This is a genomic window from Streptomyces sp. NBC_00289 (assembly GCF_041435115.1).
Taxonomy (GTDB): Bacteria; Actinomycetota; Actinomycetes; order Streptomycetales; family Streptomycetaceae; genus Streptomyces.
Map to the genome: position 1 here is coordinate 7,447,440 of NZ_CP108046.1, position 19,189 is coordinate 7,466,628.

Genomic DNA, 19,189 nt, shown 5'->3' on the forward strand with positions numbered 1-19,189 from the left:
GAAGTGAAGAGGATCCTCCCGGTTCTGTATCAGCCATTGATACGCGCGAACGACGCCCGATCCCGGTCTGAGAGAATTGACCACGTGATCTCCCGAATCGATCTGCGCGGCGACGCCCTCCCCGAGGGCCCCGCCCTGCGCGACCTGCTGCCCCGAGCCGACTTCGACGTCGCGGCCGCCCTGGAGAAGGTGCGCCCGATCTGCGAGGCCGTGCATCATCGGGGCGACGCGGCGCTGATCGACTTCGCCGAGAAGTTCGACGGCGTACGCCTGGAGTCGGTACGGGTTCCGGCGCGGGCGATCGCGGACGCGCTGGAGGCACTCGACCCGGCCGTGCGCGCGGCCCTGGAGGAGTCCATCCGCCGCGCCCGTCTGGTCCACCGCGAGCAGCGCCGTACGGGCCACACCACGCAGGTCGTGCCCGGCGGTTCGGTGACCGAGAAGTGGGTGCCGGTCGAGCGGGTCGGGCTGTACGCCCCCGGCGGCCGGTCCGTCTACCCGTCGTCCGTGATCATGAACGTGGTGCCGGCGCAGGAGGCCGGCGTCGGGTCGATCGCGCTCGCCTCCCCGGCGCAGGCCGACTTCGGCGGTCTGCCGCACCCGACGATCCTCGCCGCGTGCGCGCTGCTCGGCGTCGACGAGGTGTACGCGGCCGGTGGCGCGACCGCCGTCGCGATGTTCGCGTACGGCACCGAGTCCTGCCCGCCCGCCAACATGGTCACCGGCCCCGGCAACATCTGGGTCGCCGCCGCCAAGCGCTACTTCACCGGCAAGATCGGCATCGACGCCGAGGCCGGCCCGACCGAGATCGCGGTCCTCGCCGACGACAGCGCCGACCCGGTGCACGTCGCCGCCGACCTGATCAGCCAGGCCGAGCACGACCCGCTGGCGGCCGCCGTGCTCGTCACCGACTCCCTCGCGCTCGCGGAAGCGGTCGAGAAGGAGCTGGAGCCGCAGGTCGCGGCCACCAAGCACATCGACGACCGGATCGTGCCCGCGCTGAAGGGCCGGCAGTCCGCCATCGTCCTGGTCGACGGCGTCGACGAGGGGCTCCGGGTGGTCGACGCGTACGGCGCCGAGCACCTGGAGATCCAGACGGCCGACGCGGCCGCCGTGGCGGACCGGGTGAAGAACGCCGGCGCGATCTTCATCGGCCCCTGGGCGCCGGTCTCGCTCGGCGACTACGCGGCCGGCTCCAACCACGTCCTGCCCACCGGCGGCTGTGCCTGCCACTCCTCCGGCCTGTCCGTCCAGTCCTTCCTGCGCGGCATCCACATCGTCGACTACACGCGGGACGCGCTGGCCGAGGTCGCGCACCACGTGGTGACGCTGGCGGAGGCGGAGGACCTGCCGGCCCACGGGGCGGCGATCAAGGCCAGGTTCGGGTGGAAGGTACCGGCGAGCAAGTGAACTTCGGAATCGACGATCTCCCCGTACGGGACGAGCTGCGCGGCAAGTCCCCCTACGGCGCGCCCCAGTTGGACGTCCCCGTACGGCTGAACACCAACGAGAACCCGTACCCGCTGCCCGAGGCGCTGGTCGAGCGGATCACCGAGCGGGTGCGCGAGGCGGCCCGCAACCTCAACCGCTACCCCGACCGGGACGCGGTGGAGCTGCGCACCCAGCTCGCCAGGTACCTGACGGACACCTCCGGTCACGAGGTAGGGCTCGCGAACCTCTGGGCGGCCAACGGCTCCAACGAGGTCATCCAGCAGCTGCTGCAGACCTTCGGCGGACCGGGCCGTACGGCGATCGGCTTCGAGCCGTCGTACTCGATGCACGGTCTCATCGCGCGCGGCACGGGCACCGGGTGGATCTCCGGCCCGCGCAACGAGGACTTCACCATCGATCTCGCGGCGGCCGAGAAGGCCGTCGCCGAGCACGGGCCGGACGTCGTCTTCGTCACGACCCCCAACAACCCCACCGGCACCGCGGTCCCGCCCGAGACGGTGATCGCGCTGTACGAGGCCGCGCAGGCCGCCAAGCCGTCGATGGTGGTGGTCGACGAGGCCTACGTCGAGTTCAGCCACGGCGACTCGTTGCTGCCGCTGATCGAGGGGCGGCCGAACCTGGTCGTCTCCCGGACCATGTCGAAGGCCTTCGGCGCGGCCGGTCTGCGCCTCGGCTACCTCGCCGCGCACCCTGCGGTGGTGGACGCGGTGCAGCTGGTACGGCTGCCGTACCACCTCTCGGCGGTCACCCAGGCGACCGCCCTGGCCGCCCTGGAGCACACCGGCACCCTGCTCGGGTACGTCGAGCAGCTGAAGTCCGAGCGGGACCGGCTGGTCACCGAACTGGTGGCGATGGGCTACGAGGTGACCGCCTCCGACGCGAACTTCGTGCAGTTCGGGCGGTTCGACGACGCCCACGAGGTGTGGCAGCAGATCCTCGACCGGGGCGTCCTGGTCCGGGACAACGGCGTACCGGGCCGACTGCGCGTCACCGCCGGGACCCCGGCCGAGAACGACGCGTTCCTCGACGCGGTCCGTGAACTGGTGAGTTACGTGGGGGGCACCCCCACACCCCCGAAGGAGCAGAGCGCATGACCCGCGAAGGACGCGTCGGCAGAGTCGAGCGCACCACCAAGGAGACATCGGTCGTCGTCGAGATCGACCTCGACGGCACCGGCCAGGTCGATGTGGCGACCGGCGTCGGCTTCTACGACCACATGCTCGACCAGCTCGGCCGGCACGGTCTGTTCGACCTCACCGTGAAGACCGAGGGCGACCTGCACATCGACTCCCACCACACCATCGAGGACACCGCCCTCGCGCTCGGCGCCGCCTTCAAGCAGGCGCTCGGCGACAAGGTGGGGATCTACCGGTTCGGGAACTGCACGGTCCCGCTGGACGAGTCGCTGGCCCAGGTCACCGTCGACCTGTCCGGCCGGCCCTACCTCGTGCACACCGAGCCCGAGAAGATGGCGCCGATGATCGGCGAGTACGACACCACGATGACCCGGCACATCCTGGAGTCCTTCGTCGCCCAGGCCCAGATCGCGCTGCACGTGCACGTGCCCTACGGGCGCAACGCGCACCACATCGTGGAGTGCCAGTTCAAGGCGCTCGCGCGGGCGCTGCGCTACGCCTCCGAGCGCGACCCGCGCGCGGCCGGCATCCTCCCCTCCACGAAGGGCGCGCTGTGACCGGCCTGTCGACCCTGCTGATCGTCGTCGGCCTCTTCCTGGCCGGCGGCATCTACTCCTTCGTCAAGCAGCAGATGCCGAAGAGCCTCATCGTGCTGCTGTCGATCGGCGCCGCGATGTGTCTCGTCGCCGGCGTCATGAGGCTGGAGGTCTGGAATTGAGCGCAGCCACGAAGGTCGTGGTCTTCGACTACGGCTTCGGCAACGTCCGCTCCGCCGAGCGTGCCCTCGCCCGCACGGGCGCCGAGGTCGAGATCACCCGTGACTACGACAAGGCCATGAACGCCGACGGGCTGCTGGTACCGGGCGTCGGGGCCTTCGCCGCCTGCATGCAGGGCCTCAAGGAGGCCCGCGGGGACTGGATCATCGGCCGCCGGCTGGCGGGTGGCCGTCCCGTGATGGGCATCTGCGTCGGCATGCAGATCCTGTTCGCTCGCGGCATCGAGCACGGCGTCGAGACCGAGGGCCTCGACGAGTGGCCCGGCGCGGTCGAGCCGCTGCAGGCCGACATCGTGCCCCACATGGGCTGGAACACCGTCGAGGCACCGGTCGGCTCCGAGCTGTTCGCGGGGCTGGACACGGACGCCCGCTTCTACTTCGTGCACTCCTACGCCGTGCACGACTGGAGCCTGGAGACCGGGAACCCGGCGCTGCGCCCCCCGCTGGTCACCTGGTCGACGCACGGCAAGCCCTTCGTGGCCGCCGTGGAGAACGGCGCCCTGTGGGCCACGCAGTTCCACCCCGAGAAGTCCGGCGACGCCGGAGCCCAGCTCCTCACCAACTGGATCGGAACACTGTGAGCAAGCTCGAACTGCTTCCGGCCGTCGACGTCCGCGACGGCCAGGCCGTCCGCCTGGTGCACGGCGAGTCCGGCACCGAGACCTCGTACGGTTCCCCGCTCGAGGCCGCCCTCGCCTGGCAGCGGTCGGGCGCCGAGTGGCTGCACCTGGTCGACCTGGACGCGGCGTTCGGCACCGGCGACAACCGGGCGCTGATCTCCGAGGTGGCCGGGGCGATGGACATCAAGGTGGAGCTGTCCGGCGGTATCCGCGACGACGACACGCTGGCCGCCGCCCTGGCCACCGGCTGCACCCGGGTGAATCTCGGCACGGCCGCCCTGGAGACCCCGGAGTGGGTCGCCAAGGTGATCGCCCAGCACGGCGACAAGATCGCGGTCGGTCTCGACGTACGGGGCACGACCCTGCGCGGCCGCGGCTGGACGCGGGACGGCGGCGACCTCTACGAGATGCTGGAGCGCCTCAACTCCGAGGGCTGCGCGCGGTACGTGGTGACGGACATCGCCAAGGACGGCACGCTCCAGGGCCCGAACCTGGAGCTGCTGAGGAACGTCTGCGCGGCCACCGACCGCCCGGTCGTCGCCTCCGGTGGCGTGTCCTCCCTGGACGACCTGCGCGCCATCGCCGAGCTGGTGCCGCTCGGTGTCGAGGGCTCGATCGTCGGGAAGGCCCTGTACGCGAAGGCGTTCACCCTGGAAGAGGCCCTGGAGGCGGTAGCCAAGTGAGCGATGTGCGACGCGTGACGACCGGTGCGCCCTGGGAGGACGCCTTCGGCTACTCCCGCGCGGTGGAGCTGCCGAACGGTCTGGTGCTGATCTCCGGCTGCACGTCGATCGTGGACGGCGAGATCGCCGGGGGCGATCCGTACGAGCAGACGGTCAACTCCTTCAACGTCGCGTTCGCGGCGCTGGAGCAGCTGGGTCTGGGCCGGGAGGACGTCGTGCGTACGCGCATGTACATCACCCACGCCCGGGACGTGGAGGACGTCGGACGGGCGCACAAGGAGCTGTTCGACGCCGTCCGGCCGGCCGCCTCCATGCTCATCGTCTCCGGCTTCGTGGACCCCAGCCTGGTCGTCGAGGTCGAGGTGGAGGCGTTCCGGGGGGTGTCCGCATGACCCTGGCCGTACGCGTGATCCCCTGCCTGGACGTGGACAACGGCCGGGTCGTCAAGGGCGTCAACTTCCAGAACCTGCGCGACGCGGGCGACCCCGTCGAGATGGCGAAGGTGTACGACGCCGAGGGTGCCGACGAGCTGACGTTCCTGGACATCACGGCCTCGTCGGGCAACCGCGAGACCACCTACGACGTGGTGCGCCGCACGGCCGAGCAGGTCTTCATCCCGCTCACGGTCGGCGGCGGCGTCCGCACGGCCGAGGACGTGGACAAGCTGCTGCGGGCGGGCGCGGACAAGGTGGGCGTCAACACGGCCGCCATCGCCCGCCCGGATCTCATCCGCGAGATCGCGGAGCGCTTCGGCCGTCAGGTGCTGGTCCTGTCCGTGGACGCCCGGCGTACGGAGTCCGGCTCCTTCGAGGTGACCACGCACGGCGGCCGCAAGGGCACCGGGATCGACGCCGTCGAGTGGGCGCACCGGGCCGCCGAGCTCGGCGCGGGCGAGATCCTGCTCAACTCGATGGACGCGGACGGCACGAAGGACGGCTACGACCTGGAGATGATCGCGGCCGTCCGCAAGCACGTGAGTGTTCCCGTGATCGCCTCCGGCGGCGCGGGCCGGCTGGCCGACTTCGCGCCGGCCGTCGCGGCGGGCGCGGACGCGGTGCTGGCGGCGTCCGTGTTCCACTTCGGCGATCTGCGGATCGGCGAGGTGAAGGACGCACTTCGGGAGGCGGGCCGACCCGTCAGGTGACGTCGGCCCGGCCCCGTGCTGTTCCGCAGAGCCCCGGTCACACGGCCGGGGCTCTGTCGTGCGGAGACGCGGACACCGAAAGAGAAGTTGCGCAAAACAAGTTGCGCAATATTTATTGTGCAGTTTTTCTTTCGCGTCTAGGATGAGGGCATGGCTCGCATGGAGAACCGCCCCATCACGGACCTGGGCACCCTCAAGGCCCTCGCCCACCCGCTGCGCATGCAGCTCTACCGGGGTCTGTGCGTGGCCGGTACGGCGACCGCCTCACAGCTGGCCGACCAGGTCGACGAGGCCGTGTCACTGGTCAGCTACCACCTGCGGAAGCTGGCCGAGCACGGGCTGATCGAGGCGGCCGAAGCGCAGAGCGGGGACGGCCGGGAGCGCTGGTGGCAGCCCTCCTCGGAGGGCGTGAGCGTCCGCGACCAGGACTTCCGGGACGCCCCGGAGCGAGCCGCCGCCCACCTCGCGGCCACCCGGCTCTTCCACGACCAGCGCGCCGCCATGTACCGCCGCTACCTCGACGAACGGCCCACCTGGGGCCCCGAATGGAACTCCGCCGCCCCCGACAGTGAGTCCCTGCTGCGGCTCACCGCCACCGAACTCGACGAGCTGCGCGCCGAGTTGCTGGCCCTCGCCAGGAAGTACGACGAGCTGGGCCGGGCCGCCGAGGCCGCCGGCGACACCGAAGGGCGCGAGAACGTCGCGCTGCACGTGTACGGATTCCCGTTCCGCGTCTGAGGAAGGCCACGTCCGTGACCCCCATCGCGCCCGCCGTGTCCGAACGGCTCGCCCCCGAACTCCCCGCCCACCGCGACGGCAACGTCCTGCGCTGGCTCGCCGCGTACACCGCCTCGATGGTCGGCGACAGCGTCTACTACATCGCCCTGTCCTGGGCGGCCGTACAGACCGGAACACCGTCGCAGGCCGGCCTGGTCATGGCGGTCAGCGCCGTGCCGCGGGCCCTGCTGATGCTCGGCGGGGGAGTGGTCGCCGACCGGTTCGGGCCGCGCAGGGTCGTCATCGGGAGCGACGCGGTGCGCTGCGCGGCCGTGCTCGCGGTGGCCGGGCTGCTGTTCCTCACCAGCCCCGGGCTGTGGCCGCTGGCGCTGCTCGCCCTGGTCTTCGGTGCCGTCGACGCCGTGTTCATGCCCGCGGTGGGGGCCCTCCCCGCGCGCCTGACCGGTCGCGGCCAGCTCGCGCGCGTGCAGGGCATGCGGGGCCTCGGCATCCGGTTCGCGAGCATCGTCGGCGCTCCGCTGGGCGGCCTCGCGGTGGCGGTGGGCGGTGCCGCGGCCGCGTTCGCCCTCGCGGGGCTGCTCATAGCGGTCTCGGTGCCCCTGCTGGTCGCCGTACGGATGCGGGACCTGCCCCCCGACGACAAGGCGGAACGTGCGGACGGGCCGGCTGGACGGGGCGGCACCGCCCGGCGCGACCTGGTCGACGGACTGCGCTACATCCGGCGGCACCGGGTCCTCGCCCCGCTGATGCTGGCCATCGCCCTCGGCGACCTGGGCTTCGTCGGCCCGCTCAACGTGGGGCTCACCCTGCTCGCCGACGAACGCGGCTGGGGCGCCTCCGGGATGGGCTGGGTGCTCGCCGGGTTCGGCACCGGCGCGGGCGCCGTCTCGCTGCTGCTGACCCTGCGCGGCCGGCTGCCGCACGCCGGACAGGTCGCGGCGTACGCCATCCTCGCGGGCTCCGTCGCGATCGGAGCCCTCGCCTTCGCCCCCGGCATCCTCGCGGCCGTCGGCACCGCCCTGCTCATCGGGCTGCTCGCCGGCCTGAGCGGCGCGCTGTGCGGCGCCCTGCTGCAGACCCAGGCCGACCCCGCCTACCTGGGCCGGGTCACCGCCGTCTCCGGCCTGGTCAGCCTCGGCTTCGCCCCGCTCAGCATGCCCCTGTCGGCGGCGGCCATCGGCGCCTGGGGCACCGGCCCGGTCTTCGTCGTCAGCGCGGTGGTGTGCGGGCTCGGCGGGGTCGTGGCCCTGAGCGTCGGGGACCTGCGCCGCGCCGAACTGCCGCGCTGACCCGGTTCCCGGCCACGCCCGCTCAGGCCTTGGGCTGCGACAGCTGGACCAGGTTGCCCACCGTGTCGTCCAGTACGGCGGTGATCACCGGGCCCTGCTCCTGCGGCGCGTGGGTGAACCGGACGCCCAGCTGCCGCAGCCGCTCGTGCTCGGCCGCGATGTCGTCGACGGAGAAGACGATGCACGGGAGGCCCGCCTCCCGCAGCGCCGTACGGTACGGCTCCGCGATGGGACCCTGGCCGGGCTCCAGCAGCAACTGGAGGTCGGACTGGGCCCCCTCGGGCGCGCCCACGGTCACGAACAGCGTGCCGCCGCCCAGATCCATGTGCAGGCGGGTCTCGAAGCCGAGGACGCCGGTGTAGAAGGCGTGGGCCTTCTCGACGTCGTCGACGTACACACTGGTCATGGCAACCTTGATCATGGCAGCCGGGGTCCTCTCAGATACCGAGCTGCTTCGCCTCGTGCAGCCTCGCGATGGCGTCCTTCTCGCCGTCCAGCTCGACGTCGGCCGCGCTCTGCCGGCCGTGCGCGAACATCAACAGCTCCGACGGCTCGCCCGTGACCGTCACCACCGGCGTGCCGCGGTGGGCGACCGCCGTCTCGCCGTTCGGGCGCCGCAGCACCAGGCCCGTCGGGACGCTCCGGCCCATCAGACGCGCGGTGCGCTCCAGGCGGGACCACAGGGCGTCCTGGAACACCGGGTCGAGCTCACGCGGCGCCCAGTCGGGCCGGGCCCGGCGGATGTCCTCCGTGTGGACGTAGAACTCGACCGTGTTGGACATCTCGTCGACCTGCTTGAGGGAGAACGGCGAGAAGCGCGGCGGCCCGGTACGGATCAGCTGGACCAGCTCCCCGTACGGTTTGGCCGCGAACTCCGCCATCACCCGTTCGAGGCGCGAGGCGAGCGGCTTGATCAGGATGCCGCCGGCGGCATCGGGCCTGCGCTCGCGCACCACCACGTGCGCGGCGAGGTCACGGGTGAGCCAACCCTCGCAGAGGGTCGGGGCCTCCGGGCCCTCGGCCTCCAACAGGTCGGCCAGAAGAAGTCGTTCACGCTTGGCGAAAGTCGACATGACAGCCAGCGTACGACCGCCTCCACGCTCCGCCCACCCGTCGCCCGGCCAAAGCCCGCCCCGAAGGGGCCGCGCGCGGCCCCTTCCACCCAGTGGACGCTCCCGCGGGAGTGCCGGTGGCGCGCGGCACAATGGCACCCATGACCAGCACGCCCCCGCCCGCCCGTCGCCCGGCCTCCGCCCCCCAACGAGGCGCTTCGCAGCACGGTTCTCCCTCCGGTCGCCTCGACCCCGAGATCGCCGCGCGCCTCAGGCGCAGCGCCGACGGGCTCGTCCCCGCCATCGCCCAGCAGTACGACACCGGCGAGGTGCTCATGCTCGGCTGGATGGATGACGAGGCGCTGCACCGCACCCTCACCACCGGTCGCTGCACCTACTGGTCGCGCAGCCGCCAGGAGTACTGGGTCAAGGGCGACACCTCCGGCCATGTGCAGCACGTCAAGTCCGTCGCGCTCGACTGCGACGCCGACACCGTGCTCGTCCGGGTCGACCAGGTGGGCGCCGCCTGCCACACCGGCGCGCGTACCTGCTTCGACGCCGACGTGCTGCTCAAGGACGCCGATTCCGGCGTACCGGCCGTGGATCAGTAGGGTCAGCCGCCATGGACCTCGAGACGTTCCGCAAGCTGGCCACCGACCGCCGCGTCATCCCCGTCACCCGCAAGCTCCTCGCCGACGGCGACACCCCGGTCGGGCTCTACCGCAAGCTCGCCGCCGAGCGCCCCGGCACCTTCCTGCTGGAGTCCGCGGAGAACGGCCGCACCTGGTCCCGCTACTCCTTCGTGGGCGTCCGCTCGGCGGCCACGCTCACCGCGCGCGACGGTCAGGCCCACTGGCTCGGCACCCCACCCGTCGGGGTCCCGGCCGAAGGCGACCCGCTCGTGGCCCTGCGCGCCACCATCGAGGCCCTGCACACCCCCCACCAGGAGGGGATGCCCCCCTTCACCGGCGGCATGGTCGGCTATCTCGGCTACGACATCGTGCGCCGCCTGGAGAAGATCGGTCCCGGCGAGCGCGACGACCTCAAGCTGCCCGAGCTGACCATGCTCCTGACCAGCGACCTCGCCGTCATGGACCACTGGGAGGGCTCGGTCCTGCTGATCGCCAACGCGATCAACCACAACGACCTCGACACGGGCGTCGACGAGGCGCACGCCGACGCGGTGGCCCGGCTCGACGCCATGGAGGCGGACCTGTCCCGTCCGGTCGCCCAGCCGCCCGCCGTGCTCCCGCCCTCCGAGCTGCCCGCCTACACGGCGCTGTGGGGCGGCCCCGACTTCCAGGCGGCCGTCGAGGACGTCAAGGAGCGCATCCGCGCGGGCGAGGCCTTCCAGGTCGTACCGTCGCAGCGGTTCGAGACACCGTGCACGGCGAGCGCGCTGGACGTCTACCGGGTCCTCAGGGCGACCAACCCCTCGCCCTACATGTACCTGTTCCGCTTCGAGGGCTTCGACGTCGTCGGCTCCTCCCCGGAAGCCCTGGTCAAGGTCGAGGACGGGCGGGCCATGGTCCACCCCATCGCCGGCACCCGGCACCGCGGGGCGACCCCGCAGGAGGACCAGGCCCTGGCCGACGAACTGCTCGCCGACCCCAAGGAACGCGCCGAGCACCTCATGCTCGTCGACCTCGGCCGCAACGACCTCGGACGGGTCTGCGAGCCCGGCTCGGTCGAGGTCGTCGACTTCATGTCGGTCGAGCGGTACTCCCACGTCATGCACATCGTGTCGACGGTGACGGGCCGGGTCGCGCGCGGCCGTACCGCCTTCGACGTGCTGACCGCCTGTTTCCCGGCCGGCACGCTCTCCGGTGCCCCCAAGCCCCGCGCGATGCAGATCATCGACGAACTCGAGCCGTCCCGGCGGGGGTTGTACGGCGGCTGCGTCGGCTACCTCGACTTCGCGGGCGACTCCGACACCGCCATCGCCATCCGCACGGCCCTGCTCCGGGACGGCACCGCCTACGTCCAGGCGGGTGCCGGCATCGTCGCCGACTCCGACCCGGTCGCCGAGGACACCGAGTGCCGCAACAAGGCGGCCGCGGTGCTCCGCGCGGTGCACACGGCCAATCGCCTGGGCGCGTAGGCCGCCCACCGTCCGGCGCTCGCACCACATTGGGGCGCTTATCACTCAACCCCGGGTGCCGCTTCGCCCGGGGTTCAGGCGATAGTGGACTACGTGACTGCCGTACCGCACCCTCGTTCCGAAGCCGCCCGGCCCGCCCCGGCCGGCCGCCGAAGTCTCGCCGTCGCGCTGCTGAGCGGGGCGCTCGGCGCGGCCGTGGCACTGCTGGCCACCCGGCAGCAGTGGTCGGAGGGCACCGCCACGGTGGCCGGCGGCGACTTCCCGCTGACCGCCAGCGGCAGCGACGTCTCGGGCGTTCCCGCGGCCCTCGCCATAGTCGGCCTCGCCGCGCTCGTCGCCGTCTTCGCCGTCCGCAAGGCGGGCCGTCTCCTGGTCGCCGCCCTGCTCGCGCTCTCCGGCGCGGGCATCGTCGCCGCGGCCCTGCTCGGCGCCTCTGACAGCGGCGCCCTCGACGACAAGGCCGCGCAGGCCTCCGGGGACACCTCGGCCACCGTCGGCGCGCTCACCCACACCGCCTGGCCGTACGTCGCGGCCGCCGGCGGCGTACTGATCCTCCTCGCCGGGCTGCTCGCCCTGCGCTACGGCCGGCTGTGGCCCGCGATGTCGGGCCGCTACGAGCGGTCCGGCGCGCCCCGGCCGCGCCGCAGGGCGCCCGCCGTGGACCCCGACCGGCCCGAGGACATCTGGAAGGCACTCGACCGGGGCGAGGATCCCACGGGCGCGTAGCCCGGTGCGGGCGGCGCCCGCACGCGGGGTGACCCCCGGGCACCTCTCCCGCGCGCGTGCGGGACAATGAGGGTGAGCGTCCGGCTCAGACACGTACACAGCAACGAGGAGCAAGTCATGGCGGGCAGCAGCCACGGTCACACCCCGGCCGCCTGGACCGGTGTCATCATCGCCTTCATCGGTTTCTGCGTCGCGGGCGCCTTCATGGTGATGGCGAGCCCGGCGGGTTTCTGGGCCGGCATGGCGATCGTGGTCCTCGGCGGTGTCGTCGGCGGCATCATGCGCGCGATGGGCATGGGCATGCCGAAGGAGACCCACCCGGTGCACCAGGGCGCCGGGCAGCGGGAGCCGGCGAGCGTCGAGGGCTGATCAACGCAGGAGGCTCCGGCAGCGGAGCCGAACGGAAAGCCGCCCGAGGGGCGGTCCGGCAGGAATGCCGGGCCGCCCCTCTCGCGCGCGTGGCGGCCGGGCGGGGCACAATGCGAGCGTGAACGCCGACAGCCAGAGGGTGGTGCCGTCCGACGCCGGGTCCGTGGCGGCCCGGCTGGCCGTGCCCGCGGGCATCCTCGCGGCGGTCGTCGGAGCCTTCGCGTACGTGGGCGCCGTGGATCCCAACCAGCCCGGCCACTATCCGGCCTGCCCCCTGCTGCGCTACGCCGGGGTCTACTGCCCCGGCTGCGGCGGGCTGCGCAGCGCGCACGCCTTCGTGCACGGCGACCTCGCGGGCGCGCTCACCGACAACGCCCTGGCCGTCGCGGCCTATGCCGTCTTCGCGGTGGTGTGGACCGTCTGGGTGGTCCGCTCCCTGCGCGGGCGGCCGCTGCGGATCGAACTCGGGCCGCTGCACCTGTGGAGCCTGGGTGCGCTGCTGCTGGTCTTCACGGTTGTCCGGAACCTGCCGTTCGGTGGCCGGCTCCACCCTTGATCAATTCACGAACGTCCAGGTAGTGGGACCGGCGTCAACCGGATGTGAGGCCTGCGCCTTCCTGCGGATACCATCGCAAGTGACCATCGGTTTTCGTCATCGGTTCGATGCGACGAGGTGGCCGGTGGCGAGAACGCAACCGCTTTAACAGTCAACCGTCTGGAAGGGGGCCGCTCGCGTGAGTGTGCTCGACGAGATCATCGACGGCGTCCGTGCCGACCTCGCGGAACGGCAGGCGCGCGTCAGCCTCGACGAGCTCAAGGAGCGCGCGGCGAAGGCTCCCGCGGCCAAGGACGGGGTCGCCGCGCTGCGCGGCGAGGGCGTCAAGGTCATCTGCGAGGTCAAGCGCTCCAGCCCGTCCAAGGGTGCCCTGGCCGCGATCGCCGACCCGGCCCGGCTCGCCGCGGACTACGAGGCGGGCGGCGCGGCCGTCATCTCCGTGCTGACCGAGCAGCGCCGCTTCGGCGGTTCGCTGGCGGACCTGGAGGCGGTCCGCGCGCGCGTGGACATCCCCGTGCTGCGCAAGGACTTCATCGTCACCTCGTACCAGCTGTGGGAGGCCCGGGCGTACGGCGCCGACCTCGCGCTGCTCATCGTCGCCGCCCTGGACCAGCCCGCGCTGGAGAGCCTGATCGAGCGCGCCGAGTCCATCGGGCTCACGCCCATCGTCGAGGTCCACGACGAGGACGAGGTCGACCGGGCGGTGGACGCGGGCGCCAAGATCATCGGCGTCAACGCGCGTAACCTCAAGACGCTCGAGGTCGACCGCACGACGTTCGAGCGGGTGGCTCCCGAGATCCCCGCCCACCTCGTCAAGATCGCCGAGTCGGGCGTCCGCGGGCCGCACGACCTCATCGCCTACGCCAACGCCGGCGCCGACGCGGTCCTGGTCGGCGAGTCCCTCGTCACCGGCCGCGACCCCAAGGCCGCGGTGGCCGACCTGGTGGCCGCGGGCGAGCACCCGGCGCTGCGGCACGGGCGGGGCTGATCCGTGTCCCTCGCCGGCCGAACCCTCCTCGCCGACCGTACGGGCTGTGACCCGGCCGGTCCGGCGGAGTGCGTGCGGCCGACCGCGGGCGGCGACACGAACGGCGGTACGCCGGTAGAGTCGCCCGCGATGTTCTCGATCACCATGGCGACCAGGGACCCGTACGCCCGTCTGGCCCGCGGATGCCGGCCGCGTGGCTGCCGGGCGCCCGCGCGGCGGGTGCACGGGCGGCGCGTGCGGTACGTCATCGGTGACGAGCCGGGTCAGGTCAACGGGATGCGATGGCGTCCCCCGGGGGGCGCGGGGAACTGCGCGAGCAGCCCCAGCCGGCCCGCGGCCGGCTGAACACCCCGGGTCCCCACGGCGATTGGTCTTCCCACACTCTCACCGTGAGGTTTCCGCATGCCCAGCGAGTTCTTCATTCCCGACCCCGAGGGTCAGGTCCCCAGCGTCGAGGGCTACTTCGGCGCGTTCGGCGGCAAGTTCATCCCGGAGGCGCTCGTCGCCGCCGTGGACGAGGTCGCCGTCGAGTACGACAAGGCCAAGTCCGACCCCGAGTTCGCCCGCGAGCTCGACGACCTGCTCGTCCACTACACCGGCCGCCCCAGCAGCCTCACCGAGGTGCCCAGGTTCGCCGAGCACGCCGGTGGTGCCCGGGTGTTCCTCAAGCGCGAGGACCTCAACCACACCGGCTCCCACAAGATCAACAACGTGCTGGGTCAGGCCCTGCTCACCAAGCGCATGGGCAAGACCCGCGTCATCGCGGAGACCGGCGCCGGCCAGCACGGCGTCGCGACGGCCACCGCCTGCGCCCTCTTCGGCCTCGAGTGCACCATCTACATGGGCGAGATCGACACCCAGCGCCAGGCACTCAACGTCGCCCGGATGCGGATGCTGGGCGCCGAGGTCGTCGCCGTGAAGTCCGGCAGCCGCACCCTCAAGGACGCGATCAACGAGGCGTTCCGGGACTGGGTCGCCAACGTCGACCGCACCCACTACCTCTTCGGGACCGTGGCCGGCCCGCACCCCTTCCCGGCCATGGTGCGCGACTTCCACCGGGTCATCGGCGTCGAGGCGCGCCGCCAGCTCCTGGAGCGCGCCGGACGGCTGCCCGACGCCGCCGTCGCCTGCGTCGGCGGCGGCTCCAACGCCATCGGCCTCTTCCACGCCTTCATCCCGGACACGGACGTACGCCTCATCGGCTGCGAGCCCGCCGGACACGGTGTCGAGACCGGCGAGCACGCGGCCACCCTGACCGCGGGCGAGCCCGGCATCCTGCACGGCTCCCGGTCCTACGTCCTCCAGGACGACGAGGGCCAGATCACCGAGCCGTACTCGATCTCGGCCGGACTGGACTACCCGGGCATCGGGCCCGAGCACTCCTACCTCAAGGACACCGGCCGCGCCGAGTACCGCGCGGTCACCGACGACGCGGCCATGCAGGCGCTGCGCCTGCTGTCGCGCACCGAAGGCATCATCCCGGCGATCGAGAGCGCCCACGCGCTGGCCGGCGCCCTCGAGGTCGGCAGGGAGCTGGGCAGGGACGGGCTGATCGTGATCAACCTGTCCGGCCGCGGCGACAAGGACATGGACACGGCCGCCCGCTACTTCGGCCTGTACGACACGGATGCCGAGGTCGCCGCCGACGCGGACGGCGACATCGCCGAGATCGAGGGAGACGCCAAGTGAGCGGGAACATCCAGCTGCTGAGCGACACCCTCGCCGCGGCCAGGACGGAGGGCCGCTCCGCCCTCATCGCCTACCTTCCGGCCGGGTTCCCGACCGTGGACGGCGGCATCGAGGCCATCAAGGCCGTCTTCGACGGCGGCGCGGACGTCGTCGAGGTGGGGCTGCCGCACAGCGACCCCGTCCTCGACGGCCCGGTCATCCAGACCGCCGACGACATCGCCCTGCGCGGCGGGGTCAGGATCGCGGATGTGATGCGCACGGTCCGGGAGGCGTTCGAGGCCACCGGGAAGCCGGTGCTCGTGATGACGTACTGGAACCCGATCGACCGCTACGGCGTCGAGCGCTTCACCGCCGAACTGGCCGAGGCGGGCGGGGCCGGCTGCATCCTGCCCGACCTGCCCGTCCAGGAGTCGGCGCTGTGGCGCGAACACGCCGAGAAGCACGGGCTCGCCACGGTCTTCGTGGTCGCGCCCAGCAGCCGGGACGAGCGGCTCGCCAAGATCACCTCGGCGGGCACCGGCTTCGTGTACGCCGCCTCGCTGATGGGCGTCACGGGCACCCGCGCGTCCGTCGGCGCACAGGCCCAGGACCTGGTGGAGCGCACCCGGGCCACGAACGCCGCTCTGCCGGTCTGCGTCGGACTCGGCGTCTCCGACGCGGCGCAGGCCGCCGAGGTCGCCGGCTTCGCCGACGGCGTGATCGTCGGTTCGGCCTTCGTGAAGCGGATGCTGGACGCGCCGGACGACGCGGCGGGGATCGAGGCGGTCCGCGCCCTGGCGGGCGAGCTCGCGAAGGGCGTGCGCGGACAGGCGTAGGGCACGCGCGGGACGAGCGACAGGACAAGCGCAGGACGAGCTCAGGACCGCGATGGGTGACCGGTCACTCGAACGGGTGGACCTGGGGCCGGGGAGGCGCGCTGCGCCTCCCCGGTTCGTTCTGCGGGTGTGAGCGAGAAGAACCATGAGGCAAAGCGCACCGCCCGTGAGCGGCTGGCGGTCGAGCGTGAGAAGCAGAAGTCCGCTCAGAAGCGGCGACGTGGGCTGATCGTCGGCGCGAGCGTCGTCGGCGTCCTGGGGCTCGCGGCGGTGATCGGCATCGTCGCGGCCAACGCGGGCAAGGACGACGGCAGTGACTCGGCGGGCCCGGCCGTGGCGCCGTCGGGGGCCAAGGGCAAGGACGGCCTCGCGATCCCGGTCGGCAAGGAGAGCGCCAAGTCGACGCTCACCGTCTGGGAGGACTTCCGCTGCCCGGCCTGCCAGGCCTTCGAGACGGCGTACCGCCCGGTGATCCACGAACTGACGGCCGCCGGACAGCTGAAGGTCGAATACCACCTGGCGACACTCATCGACGGGAACATGGGCGGCACGGGCTCCCGCAACGCGGCCAACGCGGCGGCCTGCGCCCAGGACGCCGGGAAGTTCACCGCCTTCCACGACGTGCTGTACGAGAACCAGCCCAAGGAAACCGACGACGCCTTCGCCCAGAACGACAAGCTTCTGGAGCTGGCGGCCAAGGTCGACGGCCTCGTCACGCCGGCGTTCCGCACCTGTGTGGAGGACGGTGCCCACAACAGCTGGGTGGCGAAGTCCAACCAGGCCTTCCAGGCAGGCGGTTTCTCCGGCACCCCGACCGTCCTGCTGGGGGGCAAGAACATCTACCAGGACCAGACCATGACCCCCGCGAAGCTGAAGCAGCAGGTGCAGGAGGCCGCCAAGGGGTGAGCGATTCTCACGTCCCCCCGTTATGGACCCGTAGCCGGGCGGCTTGCCGTGTGCCCCGCCCGGCAGGGTAGCGTCGACCCTGCCATGGACCTTTCCTTCATTCCCAGCCCTTCGCGCGGGGTGCTGTATCTCGGCCCCATTCCGCTGCGCGGCTACGCGTTCTGCATCATCATCGGTGTCTTCGTCGCGGTCTGGCTCGGCAACAGGCGCTGGATCGCCCGCGGCGGGCGGGCCGGCACGGTGGCCGACATCGCGGTCTGGGCCGTGCCCTTCGGCCTCGTCGGCGGCCGCCTCTACCACGTGATCACGGACTACGAGCTGTACTTCAGCGAGGGCCGCGACTGGGTGGACGCCTTCAAGGTGTGGGAGGGCGGCCTCGGCATCTGGGGCGCGATTGCGCTCGGCGGACTCGGCGCCTGGATCGGCTGCCGGCGCCGGGGCATCCCGCTGCCCGCGTGGGCCGACGCCCTCGCCCCCGGCATCGCCCTGGCCCAGGCGCTCGGCCGCTGGGGCAACTGGTTCAACCAGGAGCTGTACGGGAAGCCCACCGATCTGCCGTGGGCGCTGAAGATCACGTCCTCGACGGACGGACGGGTGCCGGGCACCTACCACCCGACGTTCCTCTACGAGTCCCTGTGGTGCCTGGGTGTCGCGCTGCTCGTCATCTGGGCCGACCGCCGCTTCAAGCTGGGCCATGGGCGGGCGTTCGCGCTGTACGTCGCCGCGTACTGCGTGGGCCGCGCGTGGATCGAGTACCTGCGCGTCGACGACGCCCACCACATCCTGGGCCTGCGGCTCAACGACTGGACCGCGCTGGTCGTGTTCGTCCTCGCCGTGACGTACATGGTGCTGTCCGCGAAGAAGTGCCCGGGCCGCGAGACCGTGGTGGAGCCGGGTGTTTCCGACGGTGAGACCGAGACTGAGACCGAGGTGGAGGCGGAGAACGCCGATGCCGAGGCCGAGGTCGAGGCCGAGGGCAAGGCTGATGCCGAAGCCTCGGACCGGCAGGAGGACACGGACCCGGACTCGGACCCGCAGCCGGGCGGCGACGTGGCGGAACCCGCCGAGGACGAGACACACGCCGACGACGAGGCGAACGACGAGGCCGGTTCGGCGAAGAAGAGCTGACGGCTGGTCATACGTCGACGAGGGCGCCCGGGATCGCTTCCCGGGCGCCCTCGTCGACGTAGCCGGGCCGGCGGCGCGACCGGCTCAGCGCCGTTGGGCCAGGGACAGCGTGCGCTGGGCGGCCGCGACCACCGCCGCGTCGACGAAGCGGCCGTCCGGCAGCGCCTGGGCGCCCTGTTCGCGTGTCGCCGCCTTCACGATCGTCTCCGCCTGTTCGATCTCCTGCTCGGTCGGCAGGTAGGACCGCTCGATGATGGGGAGCTGGCGCGGGTGGATGGCGGCTCGGCCGAGGAAGCCTAGGGTGCGGCCGTGCGCGCAGGACGCCGCCAGGCCCTCCAGGTCGCGGATGTCGGGATGGACCGACTGGGGCGGCGGGGCGAGTCCGGCGGCTCTGGCCGCAACGACGACACGGGAGCGGGACCAGTCGAGTCCCGCCTCCTCCCGTACGCCCAGGTCGGCCCGCAGGTCGGCTTCGCCGAGGGTGATGCCGCGCAGGGCCGGGTGCGCGGAGGCGATCGCGTAGGCCTGTTCGACGCCCAGGGCGGATTCCAGGAGGGCGTACAGCGGGGGTGTGCCGCCGTCGGCGGGCGCGGTGGCCCGCGCCACGCGGACGATCTGCTCGGCGGTCGTCACCTTCGGCAGACGGAGGCCGGACACCCCCGGGAGACCGGCCACCGCCTCGAGGTCACCGGCTGCCAGGGGCCCGTCCAGCGCGTTCACCCGGACGTGAACCGGGACGGGCTGCGGCTCGGCGAGAAGTTCGGCGGTGGCCGCCCGGGCCTGCTCCTTGCGGTCGGGGGCGACCGCGTCCTCCAGGTCGATCACCACCACGTCGGCACCGGCGGTCAGCGCCTTCGCGACCACGGCCGGCCGGTCGCCCGGGGCGTACAGCCAGGTGAGGGGGACGGGCGTCACGGGGCTCCCTTCGGGCGGAGGGGGGTCGGTTCGGCGCGGGTGGCCGTGTGGTTCGGGGCGGGTGTCGTTGTAGGCGTGTCGATGACCGTCGGGTGGTCGGGCGGGGT

At 72.3% G+C, this 19,189-nt stretch carries 24 protein-coding genes; 21 read left to right on the plus strand and 3 right to left on the minus strand.

What is annotated here, in order from left to right; genetic code table 11:
• Positions 1-84 precede the first annotated feature (84 nt).
• The 10 genes from hisD (at position 85) to OG985_RS33685 (ending at position 7,837) form a co-directional block, all read left to right on the plus strand.
• On the plus strand, positions 85-1,410 hold the full coding sequence (gene hisD, locus OG985_RS33640) for a histidinol dehydrogenase (RefSeq protein WP_371672118.1): 1,326 nt from the start codon (positions 85-87) through the stop codon (positions 1,408-1,410).
• On the plus strand, positions 1,407-2,546 hold the full coding sequence (locus OG985_RS33645; RefSeq protein WP_371672119.1) for a histidinol-phosphate transaminase: 1,140 nt from the start codon (positions 1,407-1,409) through the stop codon (positions 2,544-2,546). Before hisD ends, OG985_RS33645 begins: the two co-directional genes overlap by 4 nt.
• A complete protein-coding gene (gene hisB / locus OG985_RS33650; protein WP_371672120.1) occupies positions 2,543-3,145 on the plus strand; it encodes an imidazoleglycerol-phosphate dehydratase HisB in 603 nt (200 codons plus the stop codon). Before OG985_RS33645 ends, hisB begins: the two co-directional genes overlap by 4 nt.
• Complete coding sequence (locus OG985_RS33655) at positions 3,142-3,306, plus strand: hypothetical protein (RefSeq protein ID WP_358795182.1); 165 nt, start codon at positions 3,142-3,144, stop codon at positions 3,304-3,306. Before hisB ends, OG985_RS33655 begins: the two co-directional genes overlap by 4 nt.
• Complete coding sequence (gene hisH / locus OG985_RS33660) at positions 3,297-3,944, plus strand: imidazole glycerol phosphate synthase subunit HisH (RefSeq protein ID WP_371674578.1); 648 nt, start codon at positions 3,297-3,299, stop codon at positions 3,942-3,944. The genes OG985_RS33655 and hisH overlap by 10 nt, the downstream gene beginning before the upstream one ends.
• Entirely contained in the window at positions 3,941-4,666 is a 726-nt protein-coding gene (gene priA, locus OG985_RS33665) for a bifunctional 1-(5-phosphoribosyl)-5-((5-phosphoribosylamino)methylideneamino)imidazole-4-carboxamide isomerase/phosphoribosylanthranilate isomerase PriA (RefSeq protein WP_371672121.1), read from the plus strand. Before hisH ends, priA begins: the two co-directional genes overlap by 4 nt.
• The gene (locus tag OG985_RS33670) at positions 4,663-5,058 is read left to right on the plus strand and encodes a RidA family protein (protein ID WP_371672122.1); all 396 of its coding nucleotides are present in this window, start codon (positions 4,663-4,665) and stop codon (positions 5,056-5,058) included. Before priA ends, OG985_RS33670 begins: the two co-directional genes overlap by 4 nt.
• Complete coding sequence (gene hisF / locus OG985_RS33675) at positions 5,055-5,810, plus strand: imidazole glycerol phosphate synthase subunit HisF (protein WP_371672123.1); 756 nt, start codon at positions 5,055-5,057, stop codon at positions 5,808-5,810. The genes OG985_RS33670 and hisF overlap by 4 nt, the downstream gene beginning before the upstream one ends.
• A 150-nt stretch (positions 5,811-5,960) precedes the next feature.
• The gene (locus tag OG985_RS33680) at positions 5,961-6,548 is read left to right on the plus strand and encodes an ArsR/SmtB family transcription factor (RefSeq protein WP_371672124.1); all 588 of its coding nucleotides are present in this window, start codon (positions 5,961-5,963) and stop codon (positions 6,546-6,548) included.
• A 14-nt stretch (positions 6,549-6,562) separates the two neighbouring features.
• Positions 6,563-7,837 (plus strand): MFS transporter, encoded by a 1,275-nt coding sequence (locus OG985_RS33685; RefSeq protein WP_371672125.1) that lies wholly within the window; start codon positions 6,563-6,565, stop codon positions 7,835-7,837.
• Positions 7,838-7,859: 22 nt separating this feature from the next.
• Here the strand turns inward: OG985_RS33685 and OG985_RS33690 are convergent, their stop codons facing one another.
• On the minus strand, positions 7,860-8,258 hold the full coding sequence (locus OG985_RS33690; RefSeq protein WP_371672127.1) for a VOC family protein: 399 nt from the start codon (positions 8,256-8,258) through the stop codon (positions 7,860-7,862).
• A gap of 16 nt (positions 8,259-8,274) precedes the next feature.
• Positions 8,275-8,910: a TIGR03085 family metal-binding protein gene (locus OG985_RS33695; protein ID WP_371672128.1), complete on the minus strand. Its 636-nt coding sequence runs from the start codon at positions 8,908-8,910 to the stop codon at positions 8,275-8,277.
• 140 nt (positions 8,911-9,050) lie between these two features.
• Here OG985_RS33695 and hisI point away from each other — a divergent pair, with 140 nt between their 5' ends.
• The 11 genes from hisI to lgt all read left to right on the plus strand — a co-directional run bounded on the left by hisI (position 9,051) and on the right by lgt (position 18,167).
• Positions 9,051-9,500, plus strand: a complete 450-nt coding sequence (hisI, locus tag OG985_RS33700) for a phosphoribosyl-AMP cyclohydrolase (protein WP_371672129.1) — start codon at positions 9,051-9,053, stop codon at positions 9,498-9,500.
• Between the two features lie 11 nt (positions 9,501-9,511).
• Positions 9,512-10,990 carry an anthranilate synthase component I gene (locus OG985_RS33705; protein WP_371672130.1) on the plus strand — a complete coding sequence of 493 codons (1,479 nt, stop codon included), beginning with the start codon at positions 9,512-9,514 and terminating at the stop codon, positions 10,988-10,990.
• 84 nt (positions 10,991-11,074) lie between these two features.
• Entirely contained in the window at positions 11,075-11,716 is a 642-nt protein-coding gene (locus OG985_RS33710) for a TIGR02234 family membrane protein (protein ID WP_371672131.1), read from the plus strand.
• A 117-nt stretch (positions 11,717-11,833) separates the two neighbouring features.
• Positions 11,834-12,085 carry an HGxxPAAW family protein gene (locus OG985_RS33715; protein WP_371672132.1) on the plus strand — a complete coding sequence of 84 codons (252 nt, stop codon included), beginning with the start codon at positions 11,834-11,836 and terminating at the stop codon, positions 12,083-12,085.
• 64 nt (positions 12,086-12,149) lie between these two features.
• Complete coding sequence (locus OG985_RS33720) at positions 12,150-12,641, plus strand: DUF2752 domain-containing protein (protein WP_371672133.1); 492 nt, start codon at positions 12,150-12,152, stop codon at positions 12,639-12,641.
• Positions 12,642-12,819: 178 nt separating this feature from the next.
• A complete protein-coding gene (gene trpC, locus OG985_RS33725; protein ID WP_371672134.1) occupies positions 12,820-13,629 on the plus strand; it encodes an indole-3-glycerol phosphate synthase TrpC in 810 nt (269 codons plus the stop codon).
• A 3-nt stretch (positions 13,630-13,632) separates the two neighbouring features.
• The gene (trpM, locus tag OG985_RS33730; protein WP_371672135.1) at positions 13,633-13,974 is read left to right on the plus strand and encodes a tryptophan biosynthesis modulator TrpM; all 342 of its coding nucleotides are present in this window, start codon (positions 13,633-13,635) and stop codon (positions 13,972-13,974) included.
• A gap of 57 nt (positions 13,975-14,031) precedes the next feature.
• Positions 14,032-15,318, plus strand: a complete 1,287-nt coding sequence (gene trpB / locus OG985_RS33735; RefSeq protein ID WP_371672136.1) for a tryptophan synthase subunit beta — start codon at positions 14,032-14,034, stop codon at positions 15,316-15,318.
• A complete protein-coding gene (trpA, locus tag OG985_RS33740; RefSeq protein ID WP_371672137.1) occupies positions 15,315-16,133 on the plus strand; it encodes a tryptophan synthase subunit alpha in 819 nt (272 codons plus the stop codon). Before trpB ends, trpA begins: the two co-directional genes overlap by 4 nt.
• A 129-nt stretch (positions 16,134-16,262) precedes the next feature.
• Positions 16,263-17,039 (plus strand): DsbA family protein, encoded by a 777-nt coding sequence (locus OG985_RS33745; RefSeq protein ID WP_371672138.1) that lies wholly within the window; start codon positions 16,263-16,265, stop codon positions 17,037-17,039.
• Positions 17,040-17,123: 84 nt separating this feature from the next.
• On the plus strand, positions 17,124-18,167 hold the full coding sequence (lgt, locus tag OG985_RS33750) for a prolipoprotein diacylglyceryl transferase (RefSeq protein WP_371672139.1): 1,044 nt from the start codon (positions 17,124-17,126) through the stop codon (positions 18,165-18,167).
• A gap of 84 nt (positions 18,168-18,251) precedes the next feature.
• Here the strand turns inward: lgt and OG985_RS33755 are convergent, their stop codons facing one another.
• Positions 18,252-19,082 (minus strand): CoA ester lyase, encoded by an 831-nt coding sequence (locus tag OG985_RS33755; protein WP_371672140.1) that lies wholly within the window; start codon positions 19,080-19,082, stop codon positions 18,252-18,254.
• Positions 19,083-19,189: the final 107 nt, after the last annotated feature.

Excerpts from the sequence above, each read along its gene's own strand:
- trpB (WP_371672136.1), top strand. The coding sequence starts at position 14,032 with ATGCCCAGCGAGTTCTTCATTCCCGACCCCGAGGGTCAGGTCCCCAGC.
- OG985_RS33695 (WP_371672128.1), bottom strand. The coding sequence starts at position 8,910 with ATGTCGACTTTCGCCAAGCGTGAACGACTTCTTCTGGCCGACCTGTTG.
- hisF (WP_371672123.1), top strand. The coding sequence starts at position 5,055 with ATGACCCTGGCCGTACGCGTGATCCCCTGCCTGGACGTGGACAACGGC.
- lgt (WP_371672139.1), top strand. The coding sequence starts at position 17,124 with ATGGACCTTTCCTTCATTCCCAGCCCTTCGCGCGGGGTGCTGTATCTC.
- OG985_RS33705 (WP_371672130.1), top strand. The coding sequence starts at position 9,512 with ATGGACCTCGAGACGTTCCGCAAGCTGGCCACCGACCGCCGCGTCATC.
- OG985_RS33715 (WP_371672132.1), top strand. The coding sequence starts at position 11,834 with ATGGCGGGCAGCAGCCACGGTCACACCCCGGCCGCCTGGACCGGTGTC.
- OG985_RS33720 (WP_371672133.1), top strand. The coding sequence starts at position 12,150 with ATGCCGGGCCGCCCCTCTCGCGCGCGTGGCGGCCGGGCGGGGCACAAT.
- hisB (WP_371672120.1), top strand. The coding sequence starts at position 2,543 with ATGACCCGCGAAGGACGCGTCGGCAGAGTCGAGCGCACCACCAAGGAG.
- OG985_RS33680 (WP_371672124.1), top strand. The coding sequence starts at position 5,961 with ATGGCTCGCATGGAGAACCGCCCCATCACGGACCTGGGCACCCTCAAG.
- hisI (WP_371672129.1), top strand. The coding sequence starts at position 9,051 with ATGACCAGCACGCCCCCGCCCGCCCGTCGCCCGGCCTCCGCCCCCCAA.
- OG985_RS33690 (WP_371672127.1), bottom strand. The coding sequence starts at position 8,258 with ATGATCAAGGTTGCCATGACCAGTGTGTACGTCGACGACGTCGAGAAG.